This is a genomic window from Roseibium sp. MMSF_3544 (assembly GCF_030732845.1).
Lineage (GTDB): Bacteria > Pseudomonadota > Alphaproteobacteria > Rhizobiales > Stappiaceae > Roseibium.
On sequence record NZ_JASHKA010000012.1, the window covers coordinates 176,281 to 202,849 of the forward strand.

Genomic DNA, 26,569 nt, shown 5'->3' on the forward strand with positions numbered 1-26,569 from the left:
TTCGTTCCGGCAAGCCCACGCTTTTCCCCAGTGCGCAGAAAGAATCTTGGACCTTTCCACTGTATGGCGCACAATTGCGCCTTATCTACGGAATTATATGGTGTCAGACTGCATGAGTCGCAGCAACTAAAGACAATGCCCCGGCCCTCCCCGGTGCCGGGAAAAGATCATACGGGAAAGGTGATTCATGAGTGTTGTTTCTCCCTCCAGCCCAAGCGACGAAGATCTCGCCGCCGTTGCCGAAAACGCAGAGCGTGCCGTTGCCCGCATCAGCGAAGCAAAGGCAGACATTGCCCGGATCATTTTCGGGCAGGAGACGGTCGTCGAACAATCTCTCGTTACGATCCTGGCCGGAGGCCACGGTTTGCTGGTGGGTGTTCCGGGCCTTGCCAAGACGAAGCTGGTAGAAACGCTCGGCACTGTGCTCGGGCTCGATGCGCGCCGCATCCAGTTTACACCAGACCTGATGCCGTCCGACATTCTGGGCGCGGAAGTCATGGAGCAGAGTGCGGACGGTGGCCGATCCTTCCGCTTCATTCCCGGACCAGTGTTCTCGCAGCTACTGATGGCCGACGAGATCAACCGTGCCAGCCCGCGCACCCAGTCAGCGCTGCTGCAGGCCATGCAGGAATATCACGTGACCGTCGCCGGGCATCCGCACGACTTGCCGCGCCCATTCCATGTTCTGGCGACACAGAACCCTCTGGAGCAGGAAGGCACCTATCCCCTTCCCGAGGCGCAGCTTGACCGCTTCCTGATGCAGATTGACGTTCACTATCCGGATCTGGAAGCCGAACGCCGCATTCTCCTGGAAACCACCGGAGCCGATCAGGCCGAGGCGCAGGTCGCCATGAATGCCGAGGAGCTCATGGATTACCAGCAGCTCGTGCGCCGCATGCCAGTCGGGGAATCCGTCGTTGAATCAATCTTGAAGCTCGTGCGATCTGCGCGGCCTGACGACACGTCGTCGGCGACCGATGTCGCCGACCTGATTGCATGGGGTCCAGGACCACGTGCGAGCCAGGCCCTGATGCTGACAGTGCGCGCAAGGGCACTGGTGGACGGGCGCCTCGCTCCTTCCATCGACGATGTACTGGCACTTGCCGAACCCGTGCTTCAGCACCGCATGGCGCTGACGTTCGCTGCAAGAGCCGACGGCCATACTGTGAGAGACGTCATTCAGCGCGTCAAAGAGACAATCGCCTGACATCAAGTCTTTCGCAGGAGCCCGAAACTACATGGACCCCCGGAACACCAAGGCAGGCATTGATCAGAGCACGTTGCCGAATGTCATCGGCGAGGCAAGGTCTGTTGCCGATGCCCTTCCGGACCTTCTGGTTGAAGCGAGCCACGTTGCAAGCTCGATCATTGCCGGATGGCACGGACGTCGTCGCGCCGGACCCGGGGAAAGTTTCTGGCAATTCCGGCCCTTCAACATGGGCGAGCCGGCAAAACGCATCGACTGGCGGCGCTCGGCGCGGGACGATCATCTTTATGTCCGCGAACGCGAATGGGAGGCCGCCCATACGGTCTGGCTGTGGGCGGACCTGTCATCTTCCATGGTCTTTCGGTCCCGGCTTTCGGAAGTCAACAAGCGCGACCGTTCAATTGTGCTTATGCTTGCCCTGGCGGACATGCTGGCCGAAACCGGCGAGCGGATCGGCCTGACGGGATTGACCCGGCCATTTTCAGATCGCAGGGCGGCCGAACGGCTTGCCGATGCACTGGCGCATCTGTCGAAACCGGTTGCCTTGCCAGACACGCTCTCGGTCAAGCGCTTCGCAGACGTGGTCCTGGTTTCGGATTTTCTTGACCCGCTGGAAGACATTGCCGAATGGGTCGCGCGCGTGGCAAGCACCGGTGCCAAAGGGCACCTTGTTCAGGTGCTCGACCCCATCGAGGAAACCTTCCCGTTTGACGGACGCATTGAGTTCACCGATCCGGAAAACGGTGTCCGTCTGACTGCGGGCCGCGCGGAAAACTGGCGCGAGGACTATCACACCAAGCTGGAAGCGCACCGGGCCGAGATCCGTGACATGGCGCGCCGGGCCGGCTGGACTTACGTTCTGCACCATACGGATCGCCCTGCCTCCGAACCGCTGCTTGTCCTGCACAGCGCTTTGTCCGGCGCACTCGACGTCATGAACAGGGGAGGCTTTTAATCGATGTTTGCCGGTCTGCCCCTGACATTCACCGCACCCTGGATCCTCGCAGCGCTCGCTCTGTTGCCCGTGATCTGGTGGCTGCTGCGATTGACACCGCCACGTCCCCGGGAGATTTCGTTTCCGCCGACCCGTCTGCTTCTGGACATCGACCAGCACGAGGAAACCCCTCAGCGCAGTCCATGGTGGCTGACGCTGCTGCGCCTGCTCCTGGCCGCGATCCTGATCATTGCGCTTGCCGGCCCGATCTGGCGAACATCGGAGCCTGTCGAAACGGGCGAAGGCGTGCTCTGGCTCCTGGTCGACAACGGCTGGACATCCGCCGCAAGCTGGGACGCCCAGGTAAGCGCTGCCGAACAGCTCTTGAATTCGGCAGAACAATCGGGCCAGCCGGTGCTCTTTGCAGCAACCGCCGAAGGGCCGTCCCAAAGCCTTGCTCCGGAAGCGGCAGCCTCCGCTTTGGAAAAACTGCGGGCCCTTGAACCACGCCCCTATCCGCCTCAGCGCAACGAACTCAGCATCGGTTTGCGCAAGGCAGCGCAGGAATCGCCTCCCGGCGCAATTGTCTGGCTCTCGGACAATACCCATACGGAGGGTGCTTTTCTGACGGATCTGGCCGCAATGACGGGCGACGTTCCGATAACCGTTCTTGCGGGTCTGGACACGCCGATGGGCCTGAAGGATTTGTCGAACGACGCGGATGCGCTTTCGCTCACGGTCGTCAGGCATCCGGACCAGACAGTCGCCACTGCCAATGTGCAGGCACTGGATCTGAAAGGGCTTATTCTGGGCGAAGTCCAGGCCGGTTTTGATGCCGGAAGCACGGAGACATCAGTTCGGTTCGAACTGCCCAGCGAATTGCGCAATGACATTGCCCGGGTGGAAATTGCCGGGGAGGCGGCAGCTGGCGCAGTCCAGCTGGTCGACGACAGCTGGCGCCGCCGCATTGTCGGTCTGATCTCAGGCCAGTCCGGCGACCTCGACCAACCGCTTCTGTCGCCTGTCTACTATCTTGAGCGGGCGCTGCTGCCCTTCTCCGACATCCGTCAGCCGAAAGATGGTGACATCGCCCTTGCCGTTCCCGCGCTGATCGATCAGGGCATTTCTGTGCTGGTCCTCGCCGATGTCGGCCGTTTGCCGGATACCACCGCAGACGAATTGCGCGAATGGGTTCAAAACGGCGGCACGCTGGTGCGATTTGCCGGGCCTCGGACCGCCGGCGGCAGCGATGATCTGATCCCGGTACGTCTTCGAGAAGGCGACCGTTCGCTCGGTGGGTCGCTCTCCTGGAAACAGCCTCAGCATCTCGCCGGCTTCCCCGAGGATTCACCCTTCTCCGGCCTCAGGGTTCCTGAGGAAGTCACGGTCAATCGCCAGGTTCTCGCAGAGCCGACGTCCGATCTTCCCGAACGGACCTGGGCGATGCTGGAGGACGGCACGCCGCTCGTGACCGCCGCACCGGTTGGCAACGGCAGTATTGTGCTGTTCCATGTCACCGCGGACTCGACCTGGTCGAACCTGCCGCTGTCAGGTGTTTTCCTGAACATGCTCCGCCGTATCCTTGCCGTTTCCAACGTCGCGGCAGCATCTGAAACAGCGGACGACAGCACACCATCTTCAAGCGTCCTGCCGCCATTGCGCTTGCTGGACGGCTATGGACGGTTCGGTGCGCCGCCCGTGGAAGTCACGCCGGTCAACGCCGCTGAATTCCGCGAGGCAACCGCCAGCAGAAGAACGCCACCGGGGCTTTACGGCACCGAGGACGGCTTCCGCGCACTCAATCTGATGCAAGCCGACGATGCCTTGTTGCCGCTTGATCTGACCGCCCTTGGAACGAAGGCGACACTTACGGCCTATCCTGCCTCCGATCCGGTCGATCTCAGGGCCTTCTTTTTCACCGTCGCCTTCCTGCTTCTGATCGCAGACGCGGTCGCCGTGTTCCTGCTGGCCGGTGGCCTGAGCCGGATCGGGTTGCGCAGCAGGACGGCAAGCCTTGCAGGTCTCCTGGCCGTGTCACTCGCAGCCGCTCTGGTGTCTGCTCCGAGCCCGGTTCAGGCTCAATCGACGTCAAATGACATCCAGGCGCTGGAGTCGACGCTCGAAACCCGGTTGGCCTACGTTCTCACCGGCAATCCGGAAATCGACGATGCCAGCGCGGCAGGCCTTTCAGGACTGACCCGCTTTCTTGCGGAGCGAACGGCCCTTGAGCCAGGTGCTCCCATCGGGATCGATATTGCCAGAGACGAGCTTGCCTTCTATTCCCTGCTTTATTGGCCCATCGATGCGGCGGCGGACAAGCCCGGAGACCAGACGATTGCCCGCATCGACACGTTCATGCGCAACGGCGGCACGATCCTGTTCGATACGCGTGACCACATCAACGCGTCTGCGAGCGGCTTCGGCTCGACCCCGGCAACGCTGAAGTTGCGGGAAATTCTGGAAGATCTCGACGTCCCGCCATTGGAACCGGTGCCGCCTGACCATGTTCTGACGAAGGCGTTCTACCTGCTTGATTCCTTCCCCGGCCGTTATGCAGGCAGCCCATTGTGGGTGGAAAGCCTGGAAGAGATTGCAGCGCGCGGTGACCGGCCGGTCCGGGCAGGCGACGGCGTTTCGCCGATCATGATCACCGGCAACGACTTTGCCGCTGCCTGGGCGATCTCCGACGATGGTGAATTCATGTATCCGACCGTACCGAACAGCCCGGTTCAGCGCGACTATGCCTTCCGGTCGGGCGTTAACATTGTCATGTACAGCCTGACCGGCAACTACAAGGCCGATCAGGTGCACATCCCCGCCCTGCTCGAGCGGCTGGGACAATAGGAGCGCCGATGGTCTGGTCCCTTTCCTTCGACCCCCTGCTTCCCCTCTGGGCTCTCGTTGCCGGTGGCGCAGTTGCGCTGCTGGTCGCAGCCCTTTCGGGGTATCTGAGTTTACGCGGCTGGGTTCTGCGATCCCTTACCATGGCGCTGCTGCTCTTTGCGCTGGCCAATCCTGCAATCGAGCGCGAAGACAGGGAACCGCTTTCAAGCGTGGTAGCGCTCGTCGTCGACAAGAGCCAGAGCCAGCGTCTTGCCGACCGTGAGACGACCACTGACGAAGCGGCAGCGGAAATTCAGCGGCGCGTGGAAGCCTTGAACGGTTTTGACCTGCGCATTATCGAAGCCAGGAATTCAGGTGCGGGCAACGGTACGCAAGTCTTCCAGTCTCTGACAAACGGCCTGGCAGATGTGCCGCCGGAACGGGTCGGTGGTGCAATCATCATCACGGATGGCCAGATCCACGACATTCCCGAAAGCGCCGGAGCTCTCGGTTTTGATGCCCCGGTCCACGGCCTGATCACCGGCGCTCCGGAAGAACGCGACCGCCGCATCGTGCTCGACAAGGCCCCCCGGTTCGGACTGGTTGGATCGGAACAGACGGTCAGCCTCACTGTGGTCGACCAGGGCCAGGGCACGGGACCTGGCGATCAGGTGTTGCTGACGGTCAAGCGTGATGGCACCGTGGTCAGCGAGCGCACGGCCAGAACCGGGCAGAAGATTGATGTTCCGGTCGAGATCGCACACGGCGGCGACAATATCTTCGAGTTCGAGGCAGAGCCGCTTTCGGGCGAATTGACGACTTTGAACAACCGTGCCGTCGTCACGATCGACGGTATCCGGGAGAACCTGCGGGTTCTGCTGGTATCCGGGTCTCCCCATTCAGGAGAACGCACATGGCGGAACCTCCTGAAATCGGATGCGTCAGTTGATCTGGTACATTTCACCATTCTGCGTCCGCCGGAAAAACAGGATGGAACCCCGATCAACCAGCTGTCGCTGATCGCGTTCCCGACACGTGAACTCTTCTCGGTGAAGATCGATGAGTTCGACCTGATCATTTTCGACCGATATGTCCGGCGCGGCGTGCTGCCGATGCTCTATTTCGACAACATCGCGCGCTATGTGCGCGACGGTGGCGCCGTCTTGTTGGCAGGTGGACCGGATTATGCTGAGGCCGGCAGTCTCTACAGAACGCCGCTCGCCCCCATACTTCCGGCAAGCCCGACCGGCGGTATCTTGGAAGAACCCTTCTACGCGACCCTTGCAAGCCTTGGCGAACGCCATCCGGTGACGCGTGGCCTGCCGGGCTCCGAACAGGAACCGCCTGCATGGAGCCGGTGGTTCCGGGCCGTCGACACCCAACTCGACGCCGGTCACCAGCTCATGTCCGGTCCGAGCGACGCCCCGCTTCTCGTCCTGAACCGTGAAGGCGAAGGCCGCGTCGCGATGCTGTTGTCGGACCATGTCTGGCTTTGGGCGCGCGGATTTGAGGGTGGTGGACCGCACGTTCCGTTGCTGCGCCGTCTGGCGCATTGGCTGATGCAGGAACCCGACCTTGAGGAAGAAGCCCTCAATGTTTCCATGCGCGGCTCCGATCTTGTCATCGAGCGCCAGACACTCGGCGACACCGTCGGTGAGGTCACCGTGACCGCACCGACCGGTGACACAACCGAAGTCACCATGTCCGAACAAGACCCCGGGCTGTGGCGCGGCAACATGCAGGCGACCGAAACCGGCCTGTTCTCGGTAACGGACGGTGAAATGAGCGCCCTCATCCATGTCGGTCCGCAGAACCCGCGCGAATACACTGACGTCCTCTCGACCACTGAAGCCATCGCCCCAATCAGTGAAGCGACAGGCGGCAGCACCCAGCGTTTGCGCGATGTTGGCGGTGATATGGATGTGCCCCGGGTCGTATCGATGCGCGCGTCGGCGAGCTATGAAGGCAATGGCTGGATCGGCCTGAAGGCAACAGAGGCAAGTGTTCTCAACGGCGTCGACCGCTATCCGCTGATGATCGGCCTGCTTGGCCTCGCGATTCTGCTCGGCATGCTGTCGCTGACCTGGTACCGTGAAGGGCGTTAGCTCTGGATTTTGCTGTTGCGGCCCGTACACCGTTGCGGGCGCGGTCCCGATGGCAGGGTCGACACCAAACAAAGGGCAACTCGGAAATTGAGTGTCACCCCGGATCTCCGCTCCGCCGCGTCCGGGAAGGCGCATTGGCAGATGAGGCCCTTCAAATCCTTTCGCAAGAGCGCAATCAAAACACTCCATTGCCGTCCCGGCCTCGAGCCGGGACCTGCCCGTTGCAATGGGAGACCTCAGATCCCGGATCTCCGCTCCGCTGCGTCCGGGAAGGCAGGCCGTTGTCGTTAAACAGAAACTTGGCGTTCGCCTTGTACCGCACCTTTTGGCATGTCCGCACCATTCAGAAGCGCCACCAGCAGCCGGGCGGGATCGACCGGGCCAGGCAGCGTGATCTGTCCAAGTGGCACCTGCTGAAATCCGAACGGACTGTAATAGGGCGCATCACCTACCAGGAGCACGACCTTGTCGCCCGCAAGCGCAGAGGCGTTCATCGCTGTGCGCATCAACGCCTTGCCGAGACCCCTGTTCTTGAAATCCGGTGAAACCGTCAGGGGACCGAGCAGCAGGGCTTCGGTTTCGCCGATCAATATCGGCGAGAGCCGGATGGAACCGGCAATATGCGACCCCACAAGCCCGACAAAAGATAGATCCGGCCGGTGCGGCACGTTTTCACGGATGCGGAAGGCTGTCCGTGCAAACCGGCCCGGTCCGAAAGCATTTGCCTGGAGATCTTCGATGGCGGTGTTGTCGGCGGCATCTTCGAGCCGGATGACCCACGAGGTTTGTTTCATTTGGCTGTTCCTCAGCATGCGGTCTTTTTCAGAAAAGCGCGCCTGCCGAAACCCCGGGGGAATGTGTCTGGTACGGGGATCAGGTCAGCCGCGACGAAGCAGACGAGAGCTTTCTCGTCGGTCGGTTCGTCGTCGGAGCATCAGACCTGCGGTCATTTATCCCAGTCTCGCCATCTTCGCCGGGTCGCTCAAAAATGTCCGGCGGTTCATTCGTGAGGCAATGCGGTTACCACGCAACACCCCGTCGGTCCAGTGCTTTTTTGCTCGCATAGGGACAACATCCATTGTTCACCCATGACGAACACAGCATTCAGTTGATTGATTTTTGTGGCTGGCGCACAACGTTTTTCAGGGAAGAACGTAGGAGAGCAAAATGGGCCTTTTGGTAGACGGCGTCTGGAAAGACCAGTGGTACGATACGAAATCGAGTGGTGGACGGTTTGTGCGCAAGGATGCCGCGTTCAGAAACTGGATCACGGCTGACGGCTCTGCAGGCCCGAGCGGCGATGGCGGCTTCAAGGCCGAGGCCGGGCGATATCATCTGTTCGTCTCCTATGCCTGTCCCTGGGCGCATCGCACGATGATCTTCCGCAAACTGAAGGGTCTGGAAAGTGCGATCAGCCTTTCTGCCGTCCAGCCGCTCATGCTGGAAAACGGTTGGGAGTTCGCTGAACAGGAACCTGTCGCCGGTGCGAAATACGCCTGGAACATCTATGCCAAGGCCGACCCCACCTATACAGGCCGTGCGACCGTACCGATCCTGTGGGACAAGCAGCAGGAAACCATCGTTAGCAACGAATCCGCGGAAATCATCCGGATGTTCAATTCGGAATTTGACGGACTGACCGGTTCCAATCTGGACTTCTATCCTCAAGATCTGCGCGAAGAAATCGACACGATCAACGAGCGCATCTATCACACCGTGAACAACGGCGTTTACAAATCCGGCTTCGCAACCAGCCAGGAAGCCTATGAGGAGGCCGTAACCGCACTGTTCGAGTCTCTCGATTACCTGGAAGGGTTGCTCGAAAGCCGCCGCTACCTTGCAGGTGACCGGTTGACGGAGGCCGACTGGCGCCTGTTCACCACACTGGTGCGCTTCGACGCAGTTTATGTCGGCCATTTCAAATGCAACATCAGACGGATTGTCGACTACCCGAATCTCTCGAACTATCTCCTGGAGCTCTACCAGATGCCGGGTGTCGAAGAGACCGTCGACATGGCAACGATCAAGCAGCACTATTACGGCTCTCACGAAAGCGTAAACCCGACGCGCATCGTGCCGGTTGGACCGGACCTCGATTTCGGGAAAGCCCATAACAGGGACAGGCTGCCGGCAGCCGCCTGAGCGCCGGCAACAAGCTGCAAGAGCCCTACCAATAGGGACTTGAGGGCGCTGCACCAGTCCTGAAATCTGCAAGGCGGCGTTGCGTTGCCGGGCTCAAATTGTCCGGCAACGTGTCCAGTGCAAAGAAACCGGCTTCGGCGATTTCCGCGTTCGGTTGCAGGAATGCCTCTGCCCGGCTCCACTCGCTCAGGTGAAACAGGCCCACGTGATCGCGGCCCGTCGCCTCCCGGTTGAGAAACATGCCCAATAGGCGAGGTGCGTTGCCGGCGACGACACCGGTTTCTTCAAGAACCTCGCGGCTTGCCGCTTCTTCAAGCGTTTCACCGCCATCCACCGCGCCACCCGGCAAGTACCAGCCGTCCAGATAGGTATGGCGCACCAGCAGCACCTGCCGGTCGCCGTCTTCAACGATAACGCGCACGCCGAGAATGTACGGATTTCTGATCAGGACAGCGCTCTGGACCATTCGCTTGGTCCAGGAACTTGGCAGGAAGGACAAAAGTTTCAGCATTACCTATAGCTTGAAGCTGCAATTCCTGAAGGAACCCTAAATTAACCCATGCAGTCGCTGCAGGGCAGATGCGTCAGAATAGCTCTCCTAAATCGGCAGGTCAGTGCCTATATACCGTGCACAATGATGATTTCGAAGGCAGTCGATCCCCCTGCCTTCACCTCCAAAGGAACAAGACAATGTTGAACGCACTTTTCGGCAAGCGCCGCCGCCCGAACCACTACCAGTGGAAACCGGCTGTCGATCTCAGCAACCCGCGCGTTGTTGCAGCGCTCACCACGTTCCCGTCAAACTGACGACTGGGAAAGCCGCGAGTAAGGCAAGGCCAATGTTCGGATTTGTAAATGTTGTGAACGCCACGCTGCGCGAAACGACGCGCACCAGCGACGCAGGCTCGACCAAAACGGTGAGCCTTGCGACGGCCAGGCACGACAAGGCCAAGGCCAAACGCTGAACGGCAAAACACCTGTGAAGCATTCGATGCGCCGCGTTATTTTCTTGACGCGGCGCATTTTGATTTGAAGATGCGCCTCCATGTTCACGCTCGCGCATCTTTCCGACCCTCATCTTGGTCCCCTGCCCGATCCCAAGCTCTTCCAACTGCTCTCGAAGCGCATTCTGGGTTATCTGAATTGGCAGCGGAACCGTTCCAAGATCATGGGGTCGACCTATCTCGACCAGCTGGTCGAGGACATGAAATCGAAAGCGCCCGACCATATAGCGGTCACCGGCGATCTTGTGAACATAGCTCTTCCGTTGGAAATCGCAGGGGCCCGCACCTGGCTCGAAGAGATCGGCGAACCGAACGACGTTTCGGTGGTGCCCGGCAATCATGATGCCTATGTGCCTGGTGCCGTCCGAAAAGCCCGGACAGCCTGGTGGCCCTATATGTGCGCCGACGAGAACGATGGCGCGCCGGCTGAAAAGACCAGGTCCGAGGCGACCTTTCCCTATGTCCGCATCCGCAATGACATCGCGATGGTGGGCGTCACCACCGGCCGTGCCACCGCCCCCTGGTTTGCGACCGGCCGGGTCGGCAGCGATCAGGCAATGCGCTTGCGCTCCGTTTTGGAAGAGCTTGGCAAAGAGGGTCTCTTTCGCATCGTCATGCTGCACCACCCGCCATTCCGGAAAGCCACCAAATGGCACAAGAGACTGTCGGATGCCTCCCGCGTCCGCGCAGTGGTGAAGCGCGCAGGAGCGGAGTTGATCCTACATGGCCACACGCATATCGACAGCTTTGAGGAGATAGAAGGGCCGTCAGGGCCCGTGCCGGTTGTCGGCGTGCCCTCGGCAACGAGTGCCCCGGGCGGACACAATCCCGCCGCCCGCTACAACCTTTTCAAGATCGACAAGACCAATTCCGGCTGGACCTGCCGGATGGAGGAACACGGCTTCGATGCGCCCAACGAGCCGGTGAAACTTCTAAGCGAGCGGGATGTCGCCGTTCCAAACGCGGGCTGACGCACGAAGCCTTCGGAAATCTTCGTTTGAGTTGTCGTCCCGGTTTGCCGCACATGCGGCAAGACCGGGATCCAGTCATCTGTGTGGTTGGCGATTGAAAAAGACGCTCAGACAGGTGTTTACCGGATTCCGGCTTTCCGCTGCGCACCAGCCGGAATGACACGTTGATGGACAGCAGGTTCGGCCCTGCAATCAACACCGTGCCCTCGCCACAGCTTCGTAACTCCACACGGAAGCGGGATGGATCCCATGGTCAAGCCATGGGATCACTGCAAGCGAAGCTGGCGTCCTTGTTCGGATTGTTGCCCTAGTCGCAGCGCAGCTGAGATCCGGGGCCCACTCGTCTGCAGAAAGATTGTTTTTGTCGGCGCCGCTATCCGCTGATAGCGGGCCGCAGTCATCGACAAGTTGGACTGCGAGCGGGTCTTTGCTTCATCGCCTGCGCAACGACAAGTCAGCTACTGCTCAAATCGGATTGGCAAACCAGGCAAAGGCGATCAGGCCGATGACGCCGGCGGCGATGCCGATCGAGAACGCACCGGCAACGGCGAGCCAGGATGTTCGGCTTTCCCTCACCCGGACAACCTTGGAATCCTGTGCCACCTCTTTCAGCCGATTGTTCAGCCAGTCGCCTTCCAGCGCCTTTTCCCGTTCGATCACCCGTTCGGCGATATATTCCGTCAGGCAGTCCGCCATGTCGTCGATATTCGCCGTCTCCAGAATGACGACCCTGCCAAGACGGGTGTCCTTCAGGAACCGGTACGTCTTGCGGTCGCCCCCGACGGCAACATGACTCGTCGCATCAATCCACAAGCGCGGTGTCGAGCCGGAAATGATTTGCAGCGAAAACTGGTCGTCATCTTCCGGGATTTCCTTGAAAACGTCCTTGAGCTCGTCGGCCAGCATGTCGAGCCGCGCACGCTCGGTGTCCTGCAGCTCAACAACCACGTCCGAGCGCTCGACTTCACCGAGCTGAACCTTCCGGATTGCATCACGCAGGGAGCGCATGCGCGTATGTGGGACGACGTTATCCTGCATTTCAGACATGAGGCGCCAGGCTCCGTTCTTTTGCCGTTGGTGCGACGAGTCTTAACCGACTCCCTTTGCGGCGAAACCGTCACCGCGGCCCTATCGGCACGCTATCCACCGGCAATGATCTCAAAATGGTTAACAAAGCTTAGGGGAAAATTAACCGTAATGCCAGCAAGGCGGCGCTGGCCTCACTCCAATTCATGGGTTATGCAAAGTTAGTCTTGAGCGAGAAACGTTCATCGTTTCACCGAACCTGGGAGGTTGCGCCATGAATGTGGACGGCAAGAAGTATCGCACGATCTGGCTTGCAAAGGATGGCGAGAGCGTCGAAATCATCGACCAGACCAAGTTCCCTTATGCCTTTGAAATCACGAAGCTGCACACCATGGAAGACGCCGCCCACGCGATCCGGGTCATGCAGGTGCGAGGCGCCCCGCTGATCGGTGCGACGGCCGCCTATGGGGTGGCGCTTGCCATGCGAGCGGACTCTTCCGACGCAGCGCTTCACAATGCCTGCTCCGCGCTTCTGGAAACCCGCCCGACGGCGGTCAACCTTCATTGGGCGCTGGACCGGGCGCGCAAAAGCCTGATCCAGGTCGAGCCTGCCCTTCGTGCAGCTGCCGCTTTCACACTCGCGAACGAGATCTGCGACGAGGATATCGGCATCAACATGGCGATCGGCATGCATGGCATGGAGCTGATTGCAGCGATATCCGAAACGAAACCGAAAGGTGAGCCGGTCAATATTCTGACCCATTGCAACGCGGGCTGGCTGGCAACCGTCGACTGGGGCACGGCGACGGCCCCTGTCTACATGTCCCATGACGGCGGCATCCCTGTTCACGTTTGGGTGGACGAGACCCGCCCCCGCAACCAGGGCGCTTTCCTGACCGCCTGGGAACTCGGCCACCACGGTGTTCCGCATACGGTGATCGTCGACAATGCCGGCGGCCATCTGATGCAGCACGGCGAAGTTGATATCGTCATCACGGGGACGGACCGCACGACGGCAACCGGCGATGTCTGCAACAAGATCGGTACTTATCTGAAGGCACTTGCGGCGAGGGACAACAATGTTCCGTTCTATGTCGCCCTGCCCTCCCCGACGATCGATTTCTCGCTCTCCGACGGCGTACGGGAAGTTCCGATCGAAGAGCGTGACGGAAAAGAAGTCTCGCAAATGACCGGACGGACCGATCGTGGCGACATCCACACCATCAACATCGTCGCCGAAGGGTCTGCCGTTGCCAATCCGGCATTTGACGTGACGCCGGCCCGCCTTGTCACGGGTCTCATCACGGAGCGCGGCGTCCTGCAACCCAACCGCCAGTCCATCGCGGAAGCGTTCCCGGAACGCGTGAAAATGAGCGCCTGAGGCAATCACCTTCTTGCAAGATGGGCATCCCAGAATTGTTCGGGGATGATCGGCGAGAAATTTTCACACCGAACCAAAGAAATTCGGCTCGAAGCACCACTTCATCCTGAGGAGCCGCATCAGGAAGCAACCAAGCCGTTTCGGGTCGGAGCGTCTACGCGTTCCTTTACCTTCTCTCTTGGGGAGAGGTGACCAACTTTCCAGCCTGGGTATTTTTCTACCTGCACCACGTCATCCTGAGGAGCCGCATCAGCGGCGTCTCGAAGGATGGGCACAAACCAGAGCGCACGCCGCACATCCTTCGAGACGGACCTGCCGGCCCTCCTCAGGATGAGGCACTCGTTGCCGGAAATCGGGCCGCAGCACTATCCCTCGATCACCGGCACATGCGGCGCTCTATGATGCGGATAATGTCCGAGAAGACGCGGGTCGTCGGCAATTTCGATGGCGCGCTTGTAGGGTCTGAAACCGCAGGACGTGTAGAATTTCATCGCCTGCGGACTGTCGCCGGTGCAGGTGTGCAGCCAGAGGCGCTTGGTTTCCGGCCGTGACCAGGCCATATCCACCGCCTGCGCCATCAGCCAGCGTCCGAGACCGCCTCCAATGGCATCCGGTACGAGACCGAAATAGGAGACTTCCGGTTCTTCGGGATTTGAGTAGTTGAGTTCCAGCGTTCCGATCGGCTTCCGGCCCTGCATCGGCAGGTAGTTTTCGTTCGCGGGATCGTTCAGCATCTTGCCGAGCGTCTCGTCGTCATGGGTCAGGCGGCCGAACCAGATCCAGTCCTCTCCGACCTGGCGGAAGAGGTTGCGGTAAGCGGCAAGGTCAGGGTCGTGCCAGCGGAGCAGCGAGACGTCCTCGCGCGCCGCAGCAAGCGGTTTTTCAGGTGGTTTCACCATTTCCAGAAAGGTGACGACAAAAGCAATTTTGCCATCCGGGACATCCGTATACCCGTTCAGATCGAGCACTTGTCCAGTCATCATAACTCCACGACGATGTTTGGGTTCCGGACCGGCTTATCAGTTGCTTTCAGGATCACCAAGAGGGCGAATTGCGTTCTGCATCCTGTTAAGAGGTTGTTAACCACGTCTTGCGACAGTGATCCGGTATCCAGGAAAGATGCGACCATGCCGAAAATCGGAAACTACGTCCAGCGGGACTACCACAAAACGTTCAGCTCCCAGCGGAAATCCACCTGGTCAGACTTCAACCAGGCCTGGGCCAAGAAACGCCAGGCATCGGCGCAGAAGATGCAGCAATTGCGCAACCTGGCCAGCACGTTCAACACGATCGGCACACAGGCCTCACAGGCCAATACCCTGTTCGTCATGCAGAACCAGAGCCAGGCCGGTCCCTACGCCAACCCGACGGCTGTCATGGCACGCGTGAACGTGCTGGTCTAAAGAGTTCTTTGATGGTTTCTGGGGGCCCGCGAGTGTGCGGACCAGGGAGCGTAGGCTAGGTCATACCCTTTGAAAACCGGGTATGACCTAATGCACGCAGGCCTGCCTACTTGTTCTTTCTGATGTGTTTCTTGGCTTCCCGCAGCGAGCGATACAGGTTCGAAGGAAGCCAAGCGAGGCGAGGACGACTATACGTCAGGCCATCACGCACCAGGAGACTTTTAGCGTTATGCAAATTCATTTGCATTCTCCTTTCAGCTAACACGTGGTGCACTTTGTGCGTATTTCAAGTTAAAATTTAGTTAACTTCCGTATTCGATCTGGGAGTGGAAGTGAGCAGGCAAAGTAATTAGCCTTCGGAATAATTTTCATTGACGAATATTTGAGCGTTGTGACGCTCGACCAAATCGACGAGCCACGAATTCTGAAAAAAGATAAAGTTTATGGCAAAAGTCAGGGGCAGACTTGTCTTGCACCCGAACCAATAATTTGAGGGCAGACACTTTCATTGAAGCGAAGCTGTCCACCTCTCAAATCGACCCGATCGTTTTCAGCTTGATCCGCGGATGCACTTCCGCCTGGCTCATGATCGTCGTATGAGCACGGAAGCGTTCGACGATCGACCGGACGAAGGGGCGGGTCTGGGGTGATGTCAGCAGCACCGGAACTTCGCCCTGCTGCGCAGCTTCCTCGAAAGCGTCGCGGACCCGGCCGACGAATTCCTGAAGCTTGCTTGGCTGCATCGCGAGCTGACGGTCGTCCCCCTCCCCGACGATGGATTCCAGGAAGGATTGCTCCCACTGCGGCGACAAAGCGATCAGTGGCAGATAACCGCCGGGCGCAAGGTTGGCGGCACAGATCTGGCGTCCGAGCCTGGAACGGACATGTTCTGCGATCGTATCGGTGTTGCGGGTCATGCCGGTCGCTTCCGACACCCCTTCCAGAATGGTACCAAGATCGCGGATGGAAATGCGTTCGTTGAGCAGGGTTTGAAGCACGCGCTGCAGGCCGGAAACCGTGATCTGGGACGGCACCAGGTCCTCGACCAGTTTGGCCTGCTCGCCCTTCAGCTCCTTCAGAAGTTTCTGGACATCGCCATAGGTCAGCAGCTCGCTGATATTGGTTTTGATGGTCTCGGTCAGGTGCGTTGACAGCACCGTTGCCGGATCGACCACTGTATAGCCGCGCAGGGAAGCATCCTCGCGATATTGCGCCTCGACCCAGGTGGCGGGCAGTCCGAAGGTCGGTTCCGTAGTGTGCGTTCCGGGGAGCTTCACCTGGCCGCCCGCCGGATCCATGACCATGTAATGGTTCGGGTAGAGCATGCCCCGGCCAGCCTCAACCTCCTTGACCTTGATGACATAGTCGTTCGCGCCGAGCTGAATATTGTCGAGGATCCTGACGGGAGGCATGATCACGCCCATGTCGCCGGCGACCTGTCGGCGCAGCGCCTTGATTTGCTCCGTCAGGATATCGCCGTCACCCTGGGCCTTGCCGTTGATCAGCGGCAGGAGCGCGTAGCCGAGCTCGATCCTGAGTTCATCCATCTTCAGCGCATCGGTGATGGGCGGCTCAGGCGGCGGTTTCGGCGCGGCTTCGACGGCCTTTTGCTGCGCCACCTTGGCCGCTGCCTTCTTCTTTTTGGTCCCTATCTGATAGGCGAGATATCCCGAGATCAGTGCGAGGCCAAGGAACGGCGCCATCGGCATGCCCGGCAGGAACGCGAGGATAACCATGACCGCCGCCGACATGCCGAGTGCTTTCGGATAACCGGTAAACTGGCTGGTGAGCGCCTTGTCTGCTGCCCCATGGACACCTGCCTTGGAGACCAGCAGGCCCGCAGCTGTCGAAACGATCAGCGCCGGGATCTGTGACACCAGGCCGTCACCAATCGTCAGCAGTGTGTAGTTGTTGGCCGCTTCGGAAAAACTCAGCTCCATCTGGGCGACGCCGATGAAGATCCCGCCGAGAATGTTGATGAAGGTGATCAAGAGTCCGGCAATGGCATCACCGCGCACGAATTTGGACGCACCGTCCATGGCACCGAAGAACGAACTCTCGTCTTCCAGTGCCTTCCGCCGTGCCTTGGCTTCCGCCTCATCGATCAGCCCTGCGGACAGATCCGCATCGATGGCCATCTGCTTGCCGGGCATTGCGTCCAGCGTGAAGCGGGCGGCGACTTCCGCGATGCGGCCCGAACCCTTGGTGATGACAACGAAGTTCACGATCACCAGGATTGCAAAGACGATGATCCCGATAACGAAATTGCCGCCCATGACCAGGTTGCCGAAGGACTGGATGACATTACCGGCCGCCGCCGTGCCTTCGTGGCCGTTGGACAGGATCAGGCGGGTGGACGCGATATTGAGACCGAGCCGGAGCATGGTCGCAATCAGGAGCACGGTCGGAAAGGAGGAAAACTCCAGCGGCTTCTGGATGAACAGCCCGGTCATGAGGATCATGACGGAAAAGATGATCGACACCGCCAGGAACATGTCCAGCATCATCGGCGGCATCGGCAGGATCAGCAGCGTCAGGATAACGAGAATGCCGGTGGCAAGACCGACGTCACCCTTCTTCAGCGTGTCGATGAGTTCATGAACGCTCGGCACGCCCGACAACGGACTGCCCTGCTGCGCAGCAGCCGCCTGCTGCTCTGGTGGGGGACTGGACGCCCCGTTTTGTCCGCCTGCTGCCGTGTCCGACATTCTGAGTTCCGGTTACTGGCAGGCGCTCGACTGACTTAACTTACCACGCCCAGCATTGTTCGATTACGGTTGATTCAAGCCCGTGCTTCCCCCGGTGCGGGTACGCTAACGCCTTCATCGGTATACTGATTCAGCTTGTTGCGCAGCGTGCGAATGGAGATTCCCAGAATTTTCGCAGCATGCGTCCTGTTGCCCAGGCAATGGTCCAGCGTGTCGAGGATAAGATCTCGCTCAACGTCTGCCACCGTTCGCCCAACAAAGGACCGGCTCACAGCTTCCGCCGTCTGAACGGCCCTTTCGGCAAGGCCCCTTGAACCGGACAGCGGCGTCCCATCCGGCATCCGGATTGCCTCGACGCCGATCTCCGTGCCGGACGCCAGCAGGATCGCGCGGTGCATGGTGTTTTCCAGTTCGCGGACATTGCCCTGCCAGGGATTGGACATCAGCGCCTGACGCGCTTCGAGCGACACCGGCCGCACCGGCACACCATTCGCCTCGGAGTAGTGATTGATGAAGAACTGGGCGAGTTCCATGATGTCCGCGGGCCGCTCTCGCAGGGCCGGAAGTTTTAGGTTGACCACGTTCAGGCGGAACAGCAGATCTTCGCGGAACTGGCCCTGGCGTACGCTTTCCGCAAGATCCCGGTTGGACGTTGCTAGGATCCTGATATTGACCGGAACCGGACGCGTGCCGCCGACGCGGTCGATCACGCGCTCCTGGATCGCCCGCAACAGCTTTGCTTGCAGGCGCACATCCATCTCCGAGATTTCATCTAGAAGCAGCGTGCCGCCGTCTGCTTCCTCGAACTTGCCGATCCGGCGGGCAACGGCGCCGGTAAAGGCTCCCTTTTCATGACCAAACAGCTCGGATTCCAGAAGATGCTCTGGGATCGCGGCACAGTTGATCGAAATGAAGGGTTTCGAGGCCCGGGTGGAACACTTGTGTACGTGGCGGGCAATGACTTCCTTGCCTGTGCCGGACTCGCCGGTGATCAACACGGAAGCTTCGGACGGAGCCACCTGCTCGGCAAGTTTGACCACCGTGGCCATCGCCTCGTCGCGATAGATCAGGTCGCCGCGCTCCTGCGCAACGGCAGCCAGCACCGCCGCGATCATCTCCGGATCGGGCGGCAGGGGAATATATTCCTTCGCCCCTGCCCGGATTGCGGAGACGGCGGCCTGGGCATCGGTCTCCACACCGCAGGCCACGACCGGCACATGGACCCGCTCGTTCTGCAGCTTTGAAATCAGGCTCGCGATATCGAGATGCACCTCGACCATCAGAAGATCTGCGCCGCGGCCGGATCTGAGAACCTTTAAAGCTCCCTCGACATCGTCGGCATGGGTAACCTGGGCACCGCCCTGCATGGCGATTTTCGATGCTGTCGTAAGTTGACCACCAAGTGTCCCGACAATTAGCAGACGCATCTGATCCCCTCCTTACCGGTCCGTCTTGATGATTTCCGTCATGGTGACGCCGAGCTTGTCCTCCACCAGGACGACTTCACCGCGGGCCACCAGCCGGTCATTCACATAGATATCAATCGCCTCGCCCACTTTCCGGTCGAGTTCCAGCACCGTGCCGGAGGCGAGTTTCAAAAGATCCGACACATGCATTCTGGAATGTCCAAGAACCGCCGATATCCGGACGGGGACGTCGAAAACGGCTTCCAGATCACCAGCCGATTGCGGCGTGTTGCCCTCATCTTCTTCCAGGCTGCGTTGCGGAGCTTCCAGCTCGTCCAGCGGAATATTCGTGTCTTGTTCGTCGCTCATGCGTCAGGTTCCTTCTCCGCCGGCGCACCAGTCTGTTGGCCCTTTTTGGCCGCGCTGTGCGCGCGCAGATACGTGCGGATACTTGTGTCGATTTCGCTTTCCAATACCTTGCGGTCGCGCTTGATGCCGCCATCGGCCCATTCGATATGGCAGTCACCGCGCCCGATATCCGGCTCACCCAGGATCACAAGGCGGCCGTCGAAGCCTTTTTCGTGAATGATCGGATCGACCTGGGCTTTCAAGGCGTCAAGGTCCTTTTCGGCGATCCGGATCACCAGGTGGGGTGCTTTGCGCAGAGGCCCGAGGCATTCTGACACCAGGGCCACCGTTTCAGCCAGCGGCTGGCGGGCGATCAGGTGCGCGCAAAGGCGTCTTGCCACAAGAAATGACAGGCTGATCGCATTCTTCTCCTGGGCGGCCAGTTCCTCATCAATGGTCTGAACCACATCGCCGACAACATCCACCAGCCGATTGATCTCCGCCGTCAGCAGGGTTTCCTGCTTGGTCTGGAGATCCTGCAGCGCCTGCACCCGCCCTTCCTCGAACGCCTTGGCCCTGGCATCCGCCAGAAGTTGCTCATGTTCAGCAACCGGGATCATCGGGATCTGCGGTTCCGGCGGCACAACAACTTCCGGCTCCTCCGGCGCGGAGAAGTCCATGTTGAACAGAAATTTGGACGGGTTGGTCATGCTGCCCATTCTGTCGTTGCTGCCTGCCGTTTAAACATCAGTAGATGATTTCCTCGTCGCCCTTGGACTTGGAGATCATGATTTCACCTTTTGCGGCCAGATCCTTGGCCTTGTTCACCATGTCCGTCTGAGCCTCGTCAACGTCGCGCAAGCGCACTGGTCCGAGCGCGTCCATGTCGTCTTCAAGCAGTTTCGCCGCGCGTGAAGACATGTTGCCGAAGAAGAATTCGCGCGCCGTATCCGTCGAGCCCTTCAAGGCGATCGCCAACTGGTCCTTTTCCACGTGACGCAGAAGCGTCTGACAGCTCGCCGCATCCAGCTTGAGAAGATCGTCGAACGTAAACATCAGCGTCTTGATGCGGTCGGCTGCCTCGCGGTTGTCCTCTTCCAGCGCCGCCAGGAAACGTGCCTCGGTCTGGCGGTCGAAATTATTGAAGATGTCCGCCATCATCTCGTGGCTGTCCCGGCGGGACGTGTTGGTCAGGTTGGACATGAATTCCACCCTGAGCGTCTGCTCCACCTTCTCAAGGACTTCCTTCTGCACGGCGTCCATGCGCAGCATCCGGCTGACCACTTCAAGCGCCAGCTCTTCCGGCAGGATGCCCAAAACGCGCGCGGCGTGGTCGGAATTGATTTTCGAAAGCACCACCGCGACGGTCTGCGGGTATTCGTTCTTCAGATAGTTCGCGAGAACGTTTTCCTGAACATTGGAGAGCTTTTCCCACATGTTCCGTCCGGCCGGTCCCCGGATCTCCTCCATGATGACCGACACTTTGTCTCCAGGAAGAAAATTGGCCAGCAGGCGCTCGGTCGCATCCACATTGCCTGTCAACGCGCCTCTCGAGCTGACCCGGCGAACAAAATCCTTGAAGAGGTTCTCAAGCATGTTCGGTGTCACCGGCCCGAGATTTGCCATCGCAGCTGAGACCTGACGGACCTCGATTTCGTCAAGCTTTTCCCAGATTGGCGAACCATGCGATTCCCCCAGCGCGAGCAGCAGAACCGCCGCCCGCTCGGCACCTTTAAGCTCACGGTCTTCCTCATCCGTGCTGATCGTGAGGTGTTGTTGAAGTTGATCGGTTCCCATCAGGCCGCCTGCTCATCCAGCCAGCCGCGCACGATGTTGACGGCTTCGCTTGGATGATCCTTGATCATGTCGCCCACTTTCGCGATCGAGCTTGCTTGCACCGCGCCTTCCTGGCGCGCCTGTTCCAGCCACTCGATGACGAATTCGTCTTGTTCCTCTTCCTCCTGCGGCACTTCGGTTTCGACAACCAGCGTTCCGTCCGGCCCGATCATCAGCTCCTGGGGCTGTTTTTCTTCCGGCGTGACGATCCGGCGCAGCAGCGGGCGCACCACGAACATCAGAAGCAGGATCGCAATCAGGAAAAGGACACCCAGCTCCGCAAAGCGAATGATGTCGTCCCGGGTAAATTCGAAAAGACCGTTGCCATCAGTCAGTAGATCTTCTTGAGGCGGCAGGGCGAACTGCAGATTGACGACCTCAACCAGATCGCCGCGGGTCTGATCGAACCCGACAGCCGAGCGCACCAGCACCGCGATCCGGTCCAGCGTCTCCTGGGACCGGGGCGTGTAGACGGAATTGCCGCTTGCATCGGGCTCGTACGTCCCGTCGACCAGCACGGCAACGGACAGGCGCCGGACCTGACCGGCCTCGACAACTTCCGTCCGCGTGGAACGTGAAATCTCGTAGTTGACGACTTCTTCCGTTAGGGAGGCGGTATCACGGCCACCCTGATCGTCCTGGGCCTGGGCATTCGGCTGCTGATTGCCCACAGTGACTTGACCGTTCCGGCTCACCGACGAGGTCGCTTCTTCCTTGGTCTGGGTTGAACGGACGACCTGACCTTCCGGATCGAAGGTCTCCGTCGTTTCCGTCAACCGGTTGAAATCGACCTCCGCGTTGACGCGCACCCGCGCCCGGCCCGGCCCGACAATCGAGTTCAGGATCTCTTCGATCTGGTTGCGCAGGCGGCCTTCAATGGCAACTGTCCGCTCCTGCAACGAGGTCGACACCATATCTTCATCATCCCCGCCGGCCCCTGACGCCAGAAGGCGGCCGCTTTCGTCAACGATCGACACGCGATCGGGGTCGAGCCCGTCAACGGCAGTCGCCACGAGGTGTTGAACCGCCCGGATTTCGCCGGGGCCAAGCGCACCGCGCACGTTCAGAACAATGGACGCTGACGGCGGACGACGATCCCGCTGAAACAACTGGCGCTCCGGAACAACCAGATGCACGCGTGCGTTTCGGATCCTGTCGAGCGACCCGATGGTGCGGGAAAGCTCCCCTTCCATCGCTCTCAGGTGGTTGATGTTCTGAACGAAACTTGTCGCACCCAGCGTGTCGCTGCGGTCGAAAATCTCATAGCCGATCGACCCGCCAGTCGGCAGACCTTCAGCCGCCAGCTGCATTCTGAGCCGGGCAACCTGCTCTCTGGGAACTAGAATGGTCGCGCCCTGGCGCGAGAGCTGGAATTGCGTTCCCTGACTTTCGAGTTGCGAGACGATCGCTGCGGAATCTTCCAGGGTGAGCTCATTATAGAGTGTCGTCATCTGCGGAGCGGTGACGCGAAGAATAATGAATGCAAACACGCCGACAAGGATCGCCGCGACCGCCCCCATTGCGGCAAGGCGCGCTGCTCCCAGTGTTTTCAGAAAATCAAATAAGCCGCTCAAGATTGCCCGCCCGCATCTGAAACATGTCTAAGCCGTTGTTTTTGGAGCCGGCCTGACACGCCACACCCTCGATGGGCAAAATTTGCCGCCCTGACGGTTAACAACTGGTTAACGCTCAAGTCGGATAAACTCAAAAAAGCCTGATTTCTGCCGTTTTTCGATTTGCAATTCGCAACTGAAGTGGGGAAAAACTGCCGACTTCATTAATAGTTGGATAAGGCTTCACCAGTTTTTCGACATTTCGAAGGCAAATCACGCAAATAAAAAGGCCGGCAAAGCCGACCTTCCTAAGCGCACTAAATGCGAACCTGTGATTGATAATACTCGGGTTTAACCCCTGTATTGCTGGATGCGGGTCGCCCTCAGGCCTGCAAGGCCGTGCTTTTCAATAGAGCTTTGCCACGAAAGAAATTCTTCGACTGTCAGGGTATATCTCTGACAGGCCTCCTCCAGCGACAGCAGGCCACCGCGAACCGCAGCCACCACCTCTGCCTTGCGGCGGATCACCCACCGCTTTGTCGATGTCGGAGGCAGGTCTGCAATAGTAAGCGGACTACCATCCGGCCCGATGACATATTTTACGCGCGAACGAATCTGTTCGGTCATTGTACTCTCACACTAACCATGACCAAGGTGAGTTGAGACTACAAGACGACGCTTAACAAACGACTAAAGCAAAGTTGTGTTTTTATTAACTATAAAATCGAAATTTAGTGAATGATATTTAGGAAATCACAAAGAAGAACACTAAAAGAATTAACTCCAATATATGATTTTGTTAACCATGATTTCCTCCCCGCGCATTTTGCAAGGCAAAACGACGCGTGCGCAATTCGACAGCTGACAAAGCTTCGAGAACGTTTCAAAAAAAATGAGCGGGAGCACAAGTCGGCGTGAGACTTTGCAAGATGGCAAGGTCGCCCTTTCACCGAGAACGACAACAAAGCATTGCACCGGATGACAATTTACCGGACGAGGCTTTGCATCAATCGCATCGCTGCTCGCCAGACGGGGTCAAGTCACGTCCGGACAGGTCGTTTCCGTTTCTATCAGCTGGGCGTTGAAACGGACGTTACCGAGGAGACCGGGATTTTCTGTCCGGCGACATTCAGGATCACTTCCGACCCGGACAGATCGACACTGTCGACGATACCCTTCGTTTCCGTTCTGACAGTCTCCCGATTGCTGGCCGCGTCCCTGACATCGAAAGAGATTGTATAAAGACCGTCCGGGGCGTCACCACCCGTGGTCAATTGTCCACTCCAGTTGATGGTTCCCGAACCGGCCTTGAGATCGGCTTCCCCGGTATAGACAAGCACACCGCTGGAATTGCGGATCTCGTATGTGCCGGTTGCGTCTTCGCTCACGTCGTAATTCCAGCTCGCCTGGCTTCCGGTCAACGTCGTGGTCGCGGCATTGGCCGTCACCTCGTTGCCGATATAGCTGACATAGCTCACACTCATGTTGCTGTTCAGCGACGCGATGATCTCTTCCAGGTTCTGGTTCTGCTGGATTGCCTGCTCGACATTGGAATACTGGACCAACTGGTTGGTGTATTCGGCCGAGTCCATCGGGTCGAGCGGATCCTGGTTCTGGATCTGGGTGGTCAGAATGCTCAGGAACAGTTCGTAGTTGGCCATAAGCCCGGTCTGGCTGGCCGAAGCGCCGCTCTGGGCCGTTGCACTCGTGCTGGAAGAAACGGTTGTCACTTCATACTCCCCGGATGGCACACCATCCCTTTAGTGCGGCGAATTCGAAATTCGCCTCATATTGCAGTGTCCTCCGGTGCGAATTTCAGATTTGAAAACCACACCGGAATCATAAACTTGCTCGTCACCTTTCTGGACCTGAAGTTCGTTCTAAGCCTGCCTATCGATGAGACGAACTTCAGCTTCAGGTGACTGGTCAAATCTTCAGGTCCAATCCACCGGGCCGCCCGGCAAGCGTAAGTCGGACCACCTCTTCGGCATCCCTGTCGGCGTCGTCAGCTTCGGCCCCCTCTTCCGCGCCAGCCAGGTCGGCAGTCTGGTCAGACCGGCCATCGCTTGATGCAAAGTCACGGCCGCTTTCCTGCTTTAGCGAGAACTGCAGGTTTTCAGACTCCGCTTTCAGGCCCGCAGCCTCCAGCGCGCGTTCAAGGCCGCGCTGGTCGCGCAAAAACATATCCAGCGTTTCCGGCCGTTCGACAATCAGATGCGCATGAACGCCGCCATCGGCACCGACACGCATGTTGACATCAACCCTGCCGAGTTCCGGTGGATCGAAGCGCATCTGAAACCGTGTCTGGCCGTTTTTCAGGTTGCGCGCGATCTCGGCAGCGACCTGCGTTGAAACCTGACCGGATTGCGCCTGGTTCGGCAGCTGCAGGCTCTCGGTTCTCAAGGCACCCGAAACTTCGCCGCCGCGCACGGTCGTTGCAAACTCACCAGAAGGATTGGGCTCCAGGGAATTCCCGAGAAGCTGAGGATCGTCAGGAGGGAGCTGCGCCGCCAGGGCTGCCGCCACGATTGGGGCGCCTGCAGGCCTCTCCTGCACCGGTCCTGCCGGCAATTGACGCGCTGGATCTGCACCGTTATGTGCGGCAGGATTTGGCGACTTAGCGTCCGCGAGCGTTGCGCCTCCAGCGGCCGTGCCCGCCTTGCCCGCCGCATCGCTTTCCAAGGTGACAGGCGCGAAGCCTGACGGATCAACAGTGCCAGAGCGGCCGCTCACAACCTGCGGTACTTCGAGCCGTGTTTCGGTTGTGACAGATGTCTGACGCAAGAACTGTGTCACCGACACTGTGCCGGGCTCAGCACCGGCACGTTTCGCAATGTTCGTGATCTCGTCGTCAGCCACACCTGACAGATCAGCATCCACAGGATGCGTGACCACTTTGCCCGGCACCAGCGGTGGCACCTGCTGCGATTGAACCTCTGTTGGTGCCGTCAGGTTTTGCTGCGCGCTACCAGCGAGGGAAGCGGGCACAGCTGGTGAAGCAATCCGCACTTCATCAGACGGCAAAGGCGTTGTGACCGGCTTTAGAGTGGTCGCTTCGAGCGGCTTGTCAAATGAAGGCACCGGCGCCCGCAACTCGCTGGGAAGCTCGGCCTGCCATCGCCGTTCAGTTCTCACCTCAGGTACGCTGACCTGTGCACCGGAAACATCAGGTTTTGACGCGAGCGGATATGAGAGCTCTGGCTCAGCAATCAGGGATATGCCTTTGGCCACCTCCACCTCGGGCTTGAGTACATCCGCGACCCTGATATCTCCGCCCTGCGGCAGATCAGCTGGTGCTGCTTCCAGCGGCGCCACCAACCTGAAACCGATTGGTTGCGGCGTTTGCTGCCCACCGTTTGCCGGCCCATTGACAAACGCCGGCGCCGAAACGCCAGCTGGTAACGGCTGCAGTGTAGCATCCGGTAAGGTGCCCGGTTCGAAAACTGGAGCAAAGTCTGCACCGCCCCGAGGAATGGCGAACTGCCCCGGCAATGCCCCCTCAGCCCCGTTCGGCACTTGGAACGACCCCTCGTCCGGCAGAGCCCCATCGGCCCCGGCGTCGAGTGCGGCCAAATCCGTCAGAGCGTCGTCCTGGCCCGAGAGGTCAAATTCGCTTTCGCCAAGCGGCAACCTGAATTCAGGAGGAAAGACAAATTCCTCAGAAGCAAGCACAGGAAGGTTCGGACCCTCGGGCGCCACATCCTCGAACGCCTGCGAATGTG

General features: G+C 59.4%; 22 protein-coding genes. 9 read left to right on the forward strand and 13 right to left on the reverse strand.

Annotated features, from left to right (window positions below; translation table 11 throughout):
- Window positions 1–187: 187 nt before the first annotated feature.
- Genes RBB47_RS18570 through RBB47_RS18585 form a run of 4 tightly spaced genes read left to right on the forward strand, consistent with a single transcriptional unit; the run spans window position 188 to window position 7,069 of the window.
- Window positions 188–1,207, forward strand: coding sequence for a MoxR family ATPase (locus tag RBB47_RS18570; protein ID WP_305987368.1), 1,020 nt, complete (start codon window positions 188–190; stop codon window positions 1,205–1,207).
- 31 nt (window positions 1,208–1,238) lie between these two features.
- Window positions 1,239–2,162, forward strand: a complete 924-nt coding sequence (locus RBB47_RS18575; RefSeq protein ID WP_305987369.1) for a DUF58 domain-containing protein — start codon at window positions 1,239–1,241, stop codon at window positions 2,160–2,162.
- A gap of 3 nt (window positions 2,163–2,165) precedes the next feature.
- The gene (locus RBB47_RS18580) at window positions 2,166–4,985 is read left to right on the forward strand and encodes a DUF4159 domain-containing protein (RefSeq protein ID WP_305987370.1); all 2,820 of its coding nucleotides are present in this window, start codon (window positions 2,166–2,168) and stop codon (window positions 4,983–4,985) included.
- A gap of 8 nt (window positions 4,986–4,993) precedes the next feature.
- Complete coding sequence (locus RBB47_RS18585; protein ID WP_305987371.1) at window positions 4,994–7,069, forward strand: hypothetical protein; 2,076 nt, start codon at window positions 4,994–4,996, stop codon at window positions 7,067–7,069.
- Window positions 7,070–7,356: 287 nt separating this feature from the next.
- Here RBB47_RS18585 and RBB47_RS18590 read toward each other — a convergent pair whose 3' ends face one another.
- Complete coding sequence (locus tag RBB47_RS18590; protein WP_305987372.1) at window positions 7,357–7,863, reverse strand: GNAT family N-acetyltransferase; 507 nt, start codon at window positions 7,861–7,863, stop codon at window positions 7,357–7,359.
- A 373-nt stretch (window positions 7,864–8,236) separates the two neighbouring features.
- Here RBB47_RS18590 and RBB47_RS18595 point away from each other — a divergent pair, with 373 nt between their 5' ends.
- Window positions 8,237–9,211: a glutathione S-transferase family protein gene (locus tag RBB47_RS18595; RefSeq protein WP_305987373.1), complete on the forward strand. Its 975-nt coding sequence runs from the start codon at window positions 8,237–8,239 to the stop codon at window positions 9,209–9,211.
- Between the two features lie 25 nt (window positions 9,212–9,236).
- Here RBB47_RS18595 and RBB47_RS18600 read toward each other — a convergent pair whose 3' ends face one another.
- Window positions 9,237–9,677 carry an NUDIX domain-containing protein gene (locus RBB47_RS18600; protein WP_305987374.1) on the reverse strand — a complete coding sequence of 147 codons (441 nt, stop codon included), beginning with the start codon at window positions 9,675–9,677 and terminating at the stop codon, window positions 9,237–9,239.
- Window positions 9,678–10,050: 373 nt separating this feature from the next.
- Between RBB47_RS18600 and RBB47_RS18605 the strand changes: the two genes are divergently transcribed.
- A complete protein-coding gene (locus RBB47_RS18605; protein ID WP_305987375.1) occupies window positions 10,051–10,176 on the forward strand; it encodes a hypothetical protein in 126 nt (41 codons plus the stop codon).
- A gap of 80 nt (window positions 10,177–10,256) precedes the next feature.
- Complete coding sequence (locus tag RBB47_RS18610) at window positions 10,257–11,186, forward strand: metallophosphoesterase (RefSeq protein WP_305987376.1); 930 nt, start codon at window positions 10,257–10,259, stop codon at window positions 11,184–11,186.
- 465 nt (window positions 11,187–11,651) lie between these two features.
- On the opposite strand, the gene RBB47_RS18615 is transcribed toward RBB47_RS18610, so the two are convergent.
- Complete coding sequence (locus RBB47_RS18615; RefSeq protein WP_305987377.1) at window positions 11,652–12,233, reverse strand: hypothetical protein; 582 nt, start codon at window positions 12,231–12,233, stop codon at window positions 11,652–11,654.
- 253 nt (window positions 12,234–12,486) lie between these two features.
- Between RBB47_RS18615 and mtnA the strand changes: the two genes are divergently transcribed.
- Window positions 12,487–13,593 (forward strand): S-methyl-5-thioribose-1-phosphate isomerase, encoded by a 1,107-nt coding sequence (mtnA, locus tag RBB47_RS18620; RefSeq protein WP_305987378.1) that lies wholly within the window; start codon window positions 12,487–12,489, stop codon window positions 13,591–13,593.
- Window positions 13,594–13,958: 365 nt separating this feature from the next.
- Here mtnA and RBB47_RS18625 read toward each other — a convergent pair whose 3' ends face one another.
- Window positions 13,959–14,573: a GNAT family N-acetyltransferase gene (locus RBB47_RS18625; protein WP_305987379.1), complete on the reverse strand. Its 615-nt coding sequence runs from the start codon at window positions 14,571–14,573 to the stop codon at window positions 13,959–13,961.
- 147 nt (window positions 14,574–14,720) lie between these two features.
- Between RBB47_RS18625 and RBB47_RS18630 the strand changes: the two genes are divergently transcribed.
- Window positions 14,721–14,996, forward strand: a complete 276-nt coding sequence (locus RBB47_RS18630) for a flagellar biosynthesis protein (RefSeq protein ID WP_305987380.1) — start codon at window positions 14,721–14,723, stop codon at window positions 14,994–14,996.
- Between the two features lie 530 nt (window positions 14,997–15,526).
- Here the strand turns inward: RBB47_RS18630 and flhA are convergent.
- From flhA to RBB47_RS18675, 9 genes are all read right to left on the reverse strand, one after another.
- Window positions 15,527–17,704, reverse strand: coding sequence for a flagellar biosynthesis protein FlhA (flhA, locus tag RBB47_RS18635; RefSeq protein ID WP_305987381.1), 2,178 nt, complete (start codon window positions 17,702–17,704; stop codon window positions 15,527–15,529).
- Window positions 17,705–17,778: 74 nt separating this feature from the next.
- On the reverse strand, window positions 17,779–19,131 hold the full coding sequence (locus RBB47_RS18640; RefSeq protein WP_305987382.1) for a sigma-54 dependent transcriptional regulator: 1,353 nt from the start codon (window positions 19,129–19,131) through the stop codon (window positions 17,779–17,781).
- Window positions 19,132–19,143: 12 nt separating this feature from the next.
- Complete coding sequence (gene fliN / locus RBB47_RS18645; RefSeq protein ID WP_305987383.1) at window positions 19,144–19,479, reverse strand: flagellar motor switch protein FliN; 336 nt, start codon at window positions 19,477–19,479, stop codon at window positions 19,144–19,146.
- A complete protein-coding gene (locus RBB47_RS18650; protein ID WP_305987384.1) occupies window positions 19,476–20,168 on the reverse strand; it encodes a FliH/SctL family protein in 693 nt (230 codons plus the stop codon). The genes fliN and RBB47_RS18650 overlap by 4 nt, the downstream gene beginning before the upstream one ends.
- A 37-nt stretch (window positions 20,169–20,205) precedes the next feature.
- Entirely contained in the window at window positions 20,206–21,255 is a 1,050-nt protein-coding gene (gene fliG, locus RBB47_RS18655; RefSeq protein WP_305987385.1) for a flagellar motor switch protein FliG, read from the reverse strand.
- Window positions 21,255–22,868: a flagellar basal-body MS-ring/collar protein FliF gene (gene fliF, locus RBB47_RS18660; protein ID WP_305987386.1), complete on the reverse strand. Its 1,614-nt coding sequence runs from the start codon at window positions 22,866–22,868 to the stop codon at window positions 21,255–21,257. The genes fliG and fliF overlap by 1 nt, the downstream gene beginning before the upstream one ends.
- Before the next feature lie 330 nt (window positions 22,869–23,198).
- A complete protein-coding gene (locus RBB47_RS18665) occupies window positions 23,199–23,474 on the reverse strand; it encodes a DUF1153 domain-containing protein (RefSeq protein ID WP_029065927.1) in 276 nt (91 codons plus the stop codon).
- A gap of 443 nt (window positions 23,475–23,917) precedes the next feature.
- A complete protein-coding gene (locus tag RBB47_RS18670; protein ID WP_305987387.1) occupies window positions 23,918–24,577 on the reverse strand; it encodes a flagellar hook assembly protein FlgD in 660 nt (219 codons plus the stop codon).
- A gap of 196 nt (window positions 24,578–24,773) precedes the next feature.
- Window positions 24,774–26,569, reverse strand: a 1,796-nt coding sequence (locus RBB47_RS18675) for a flagellar hook-length control protein FliK (RefSeq protein WP_305987388.1), incomplete at its 5' end; no start/stop codon positions are given.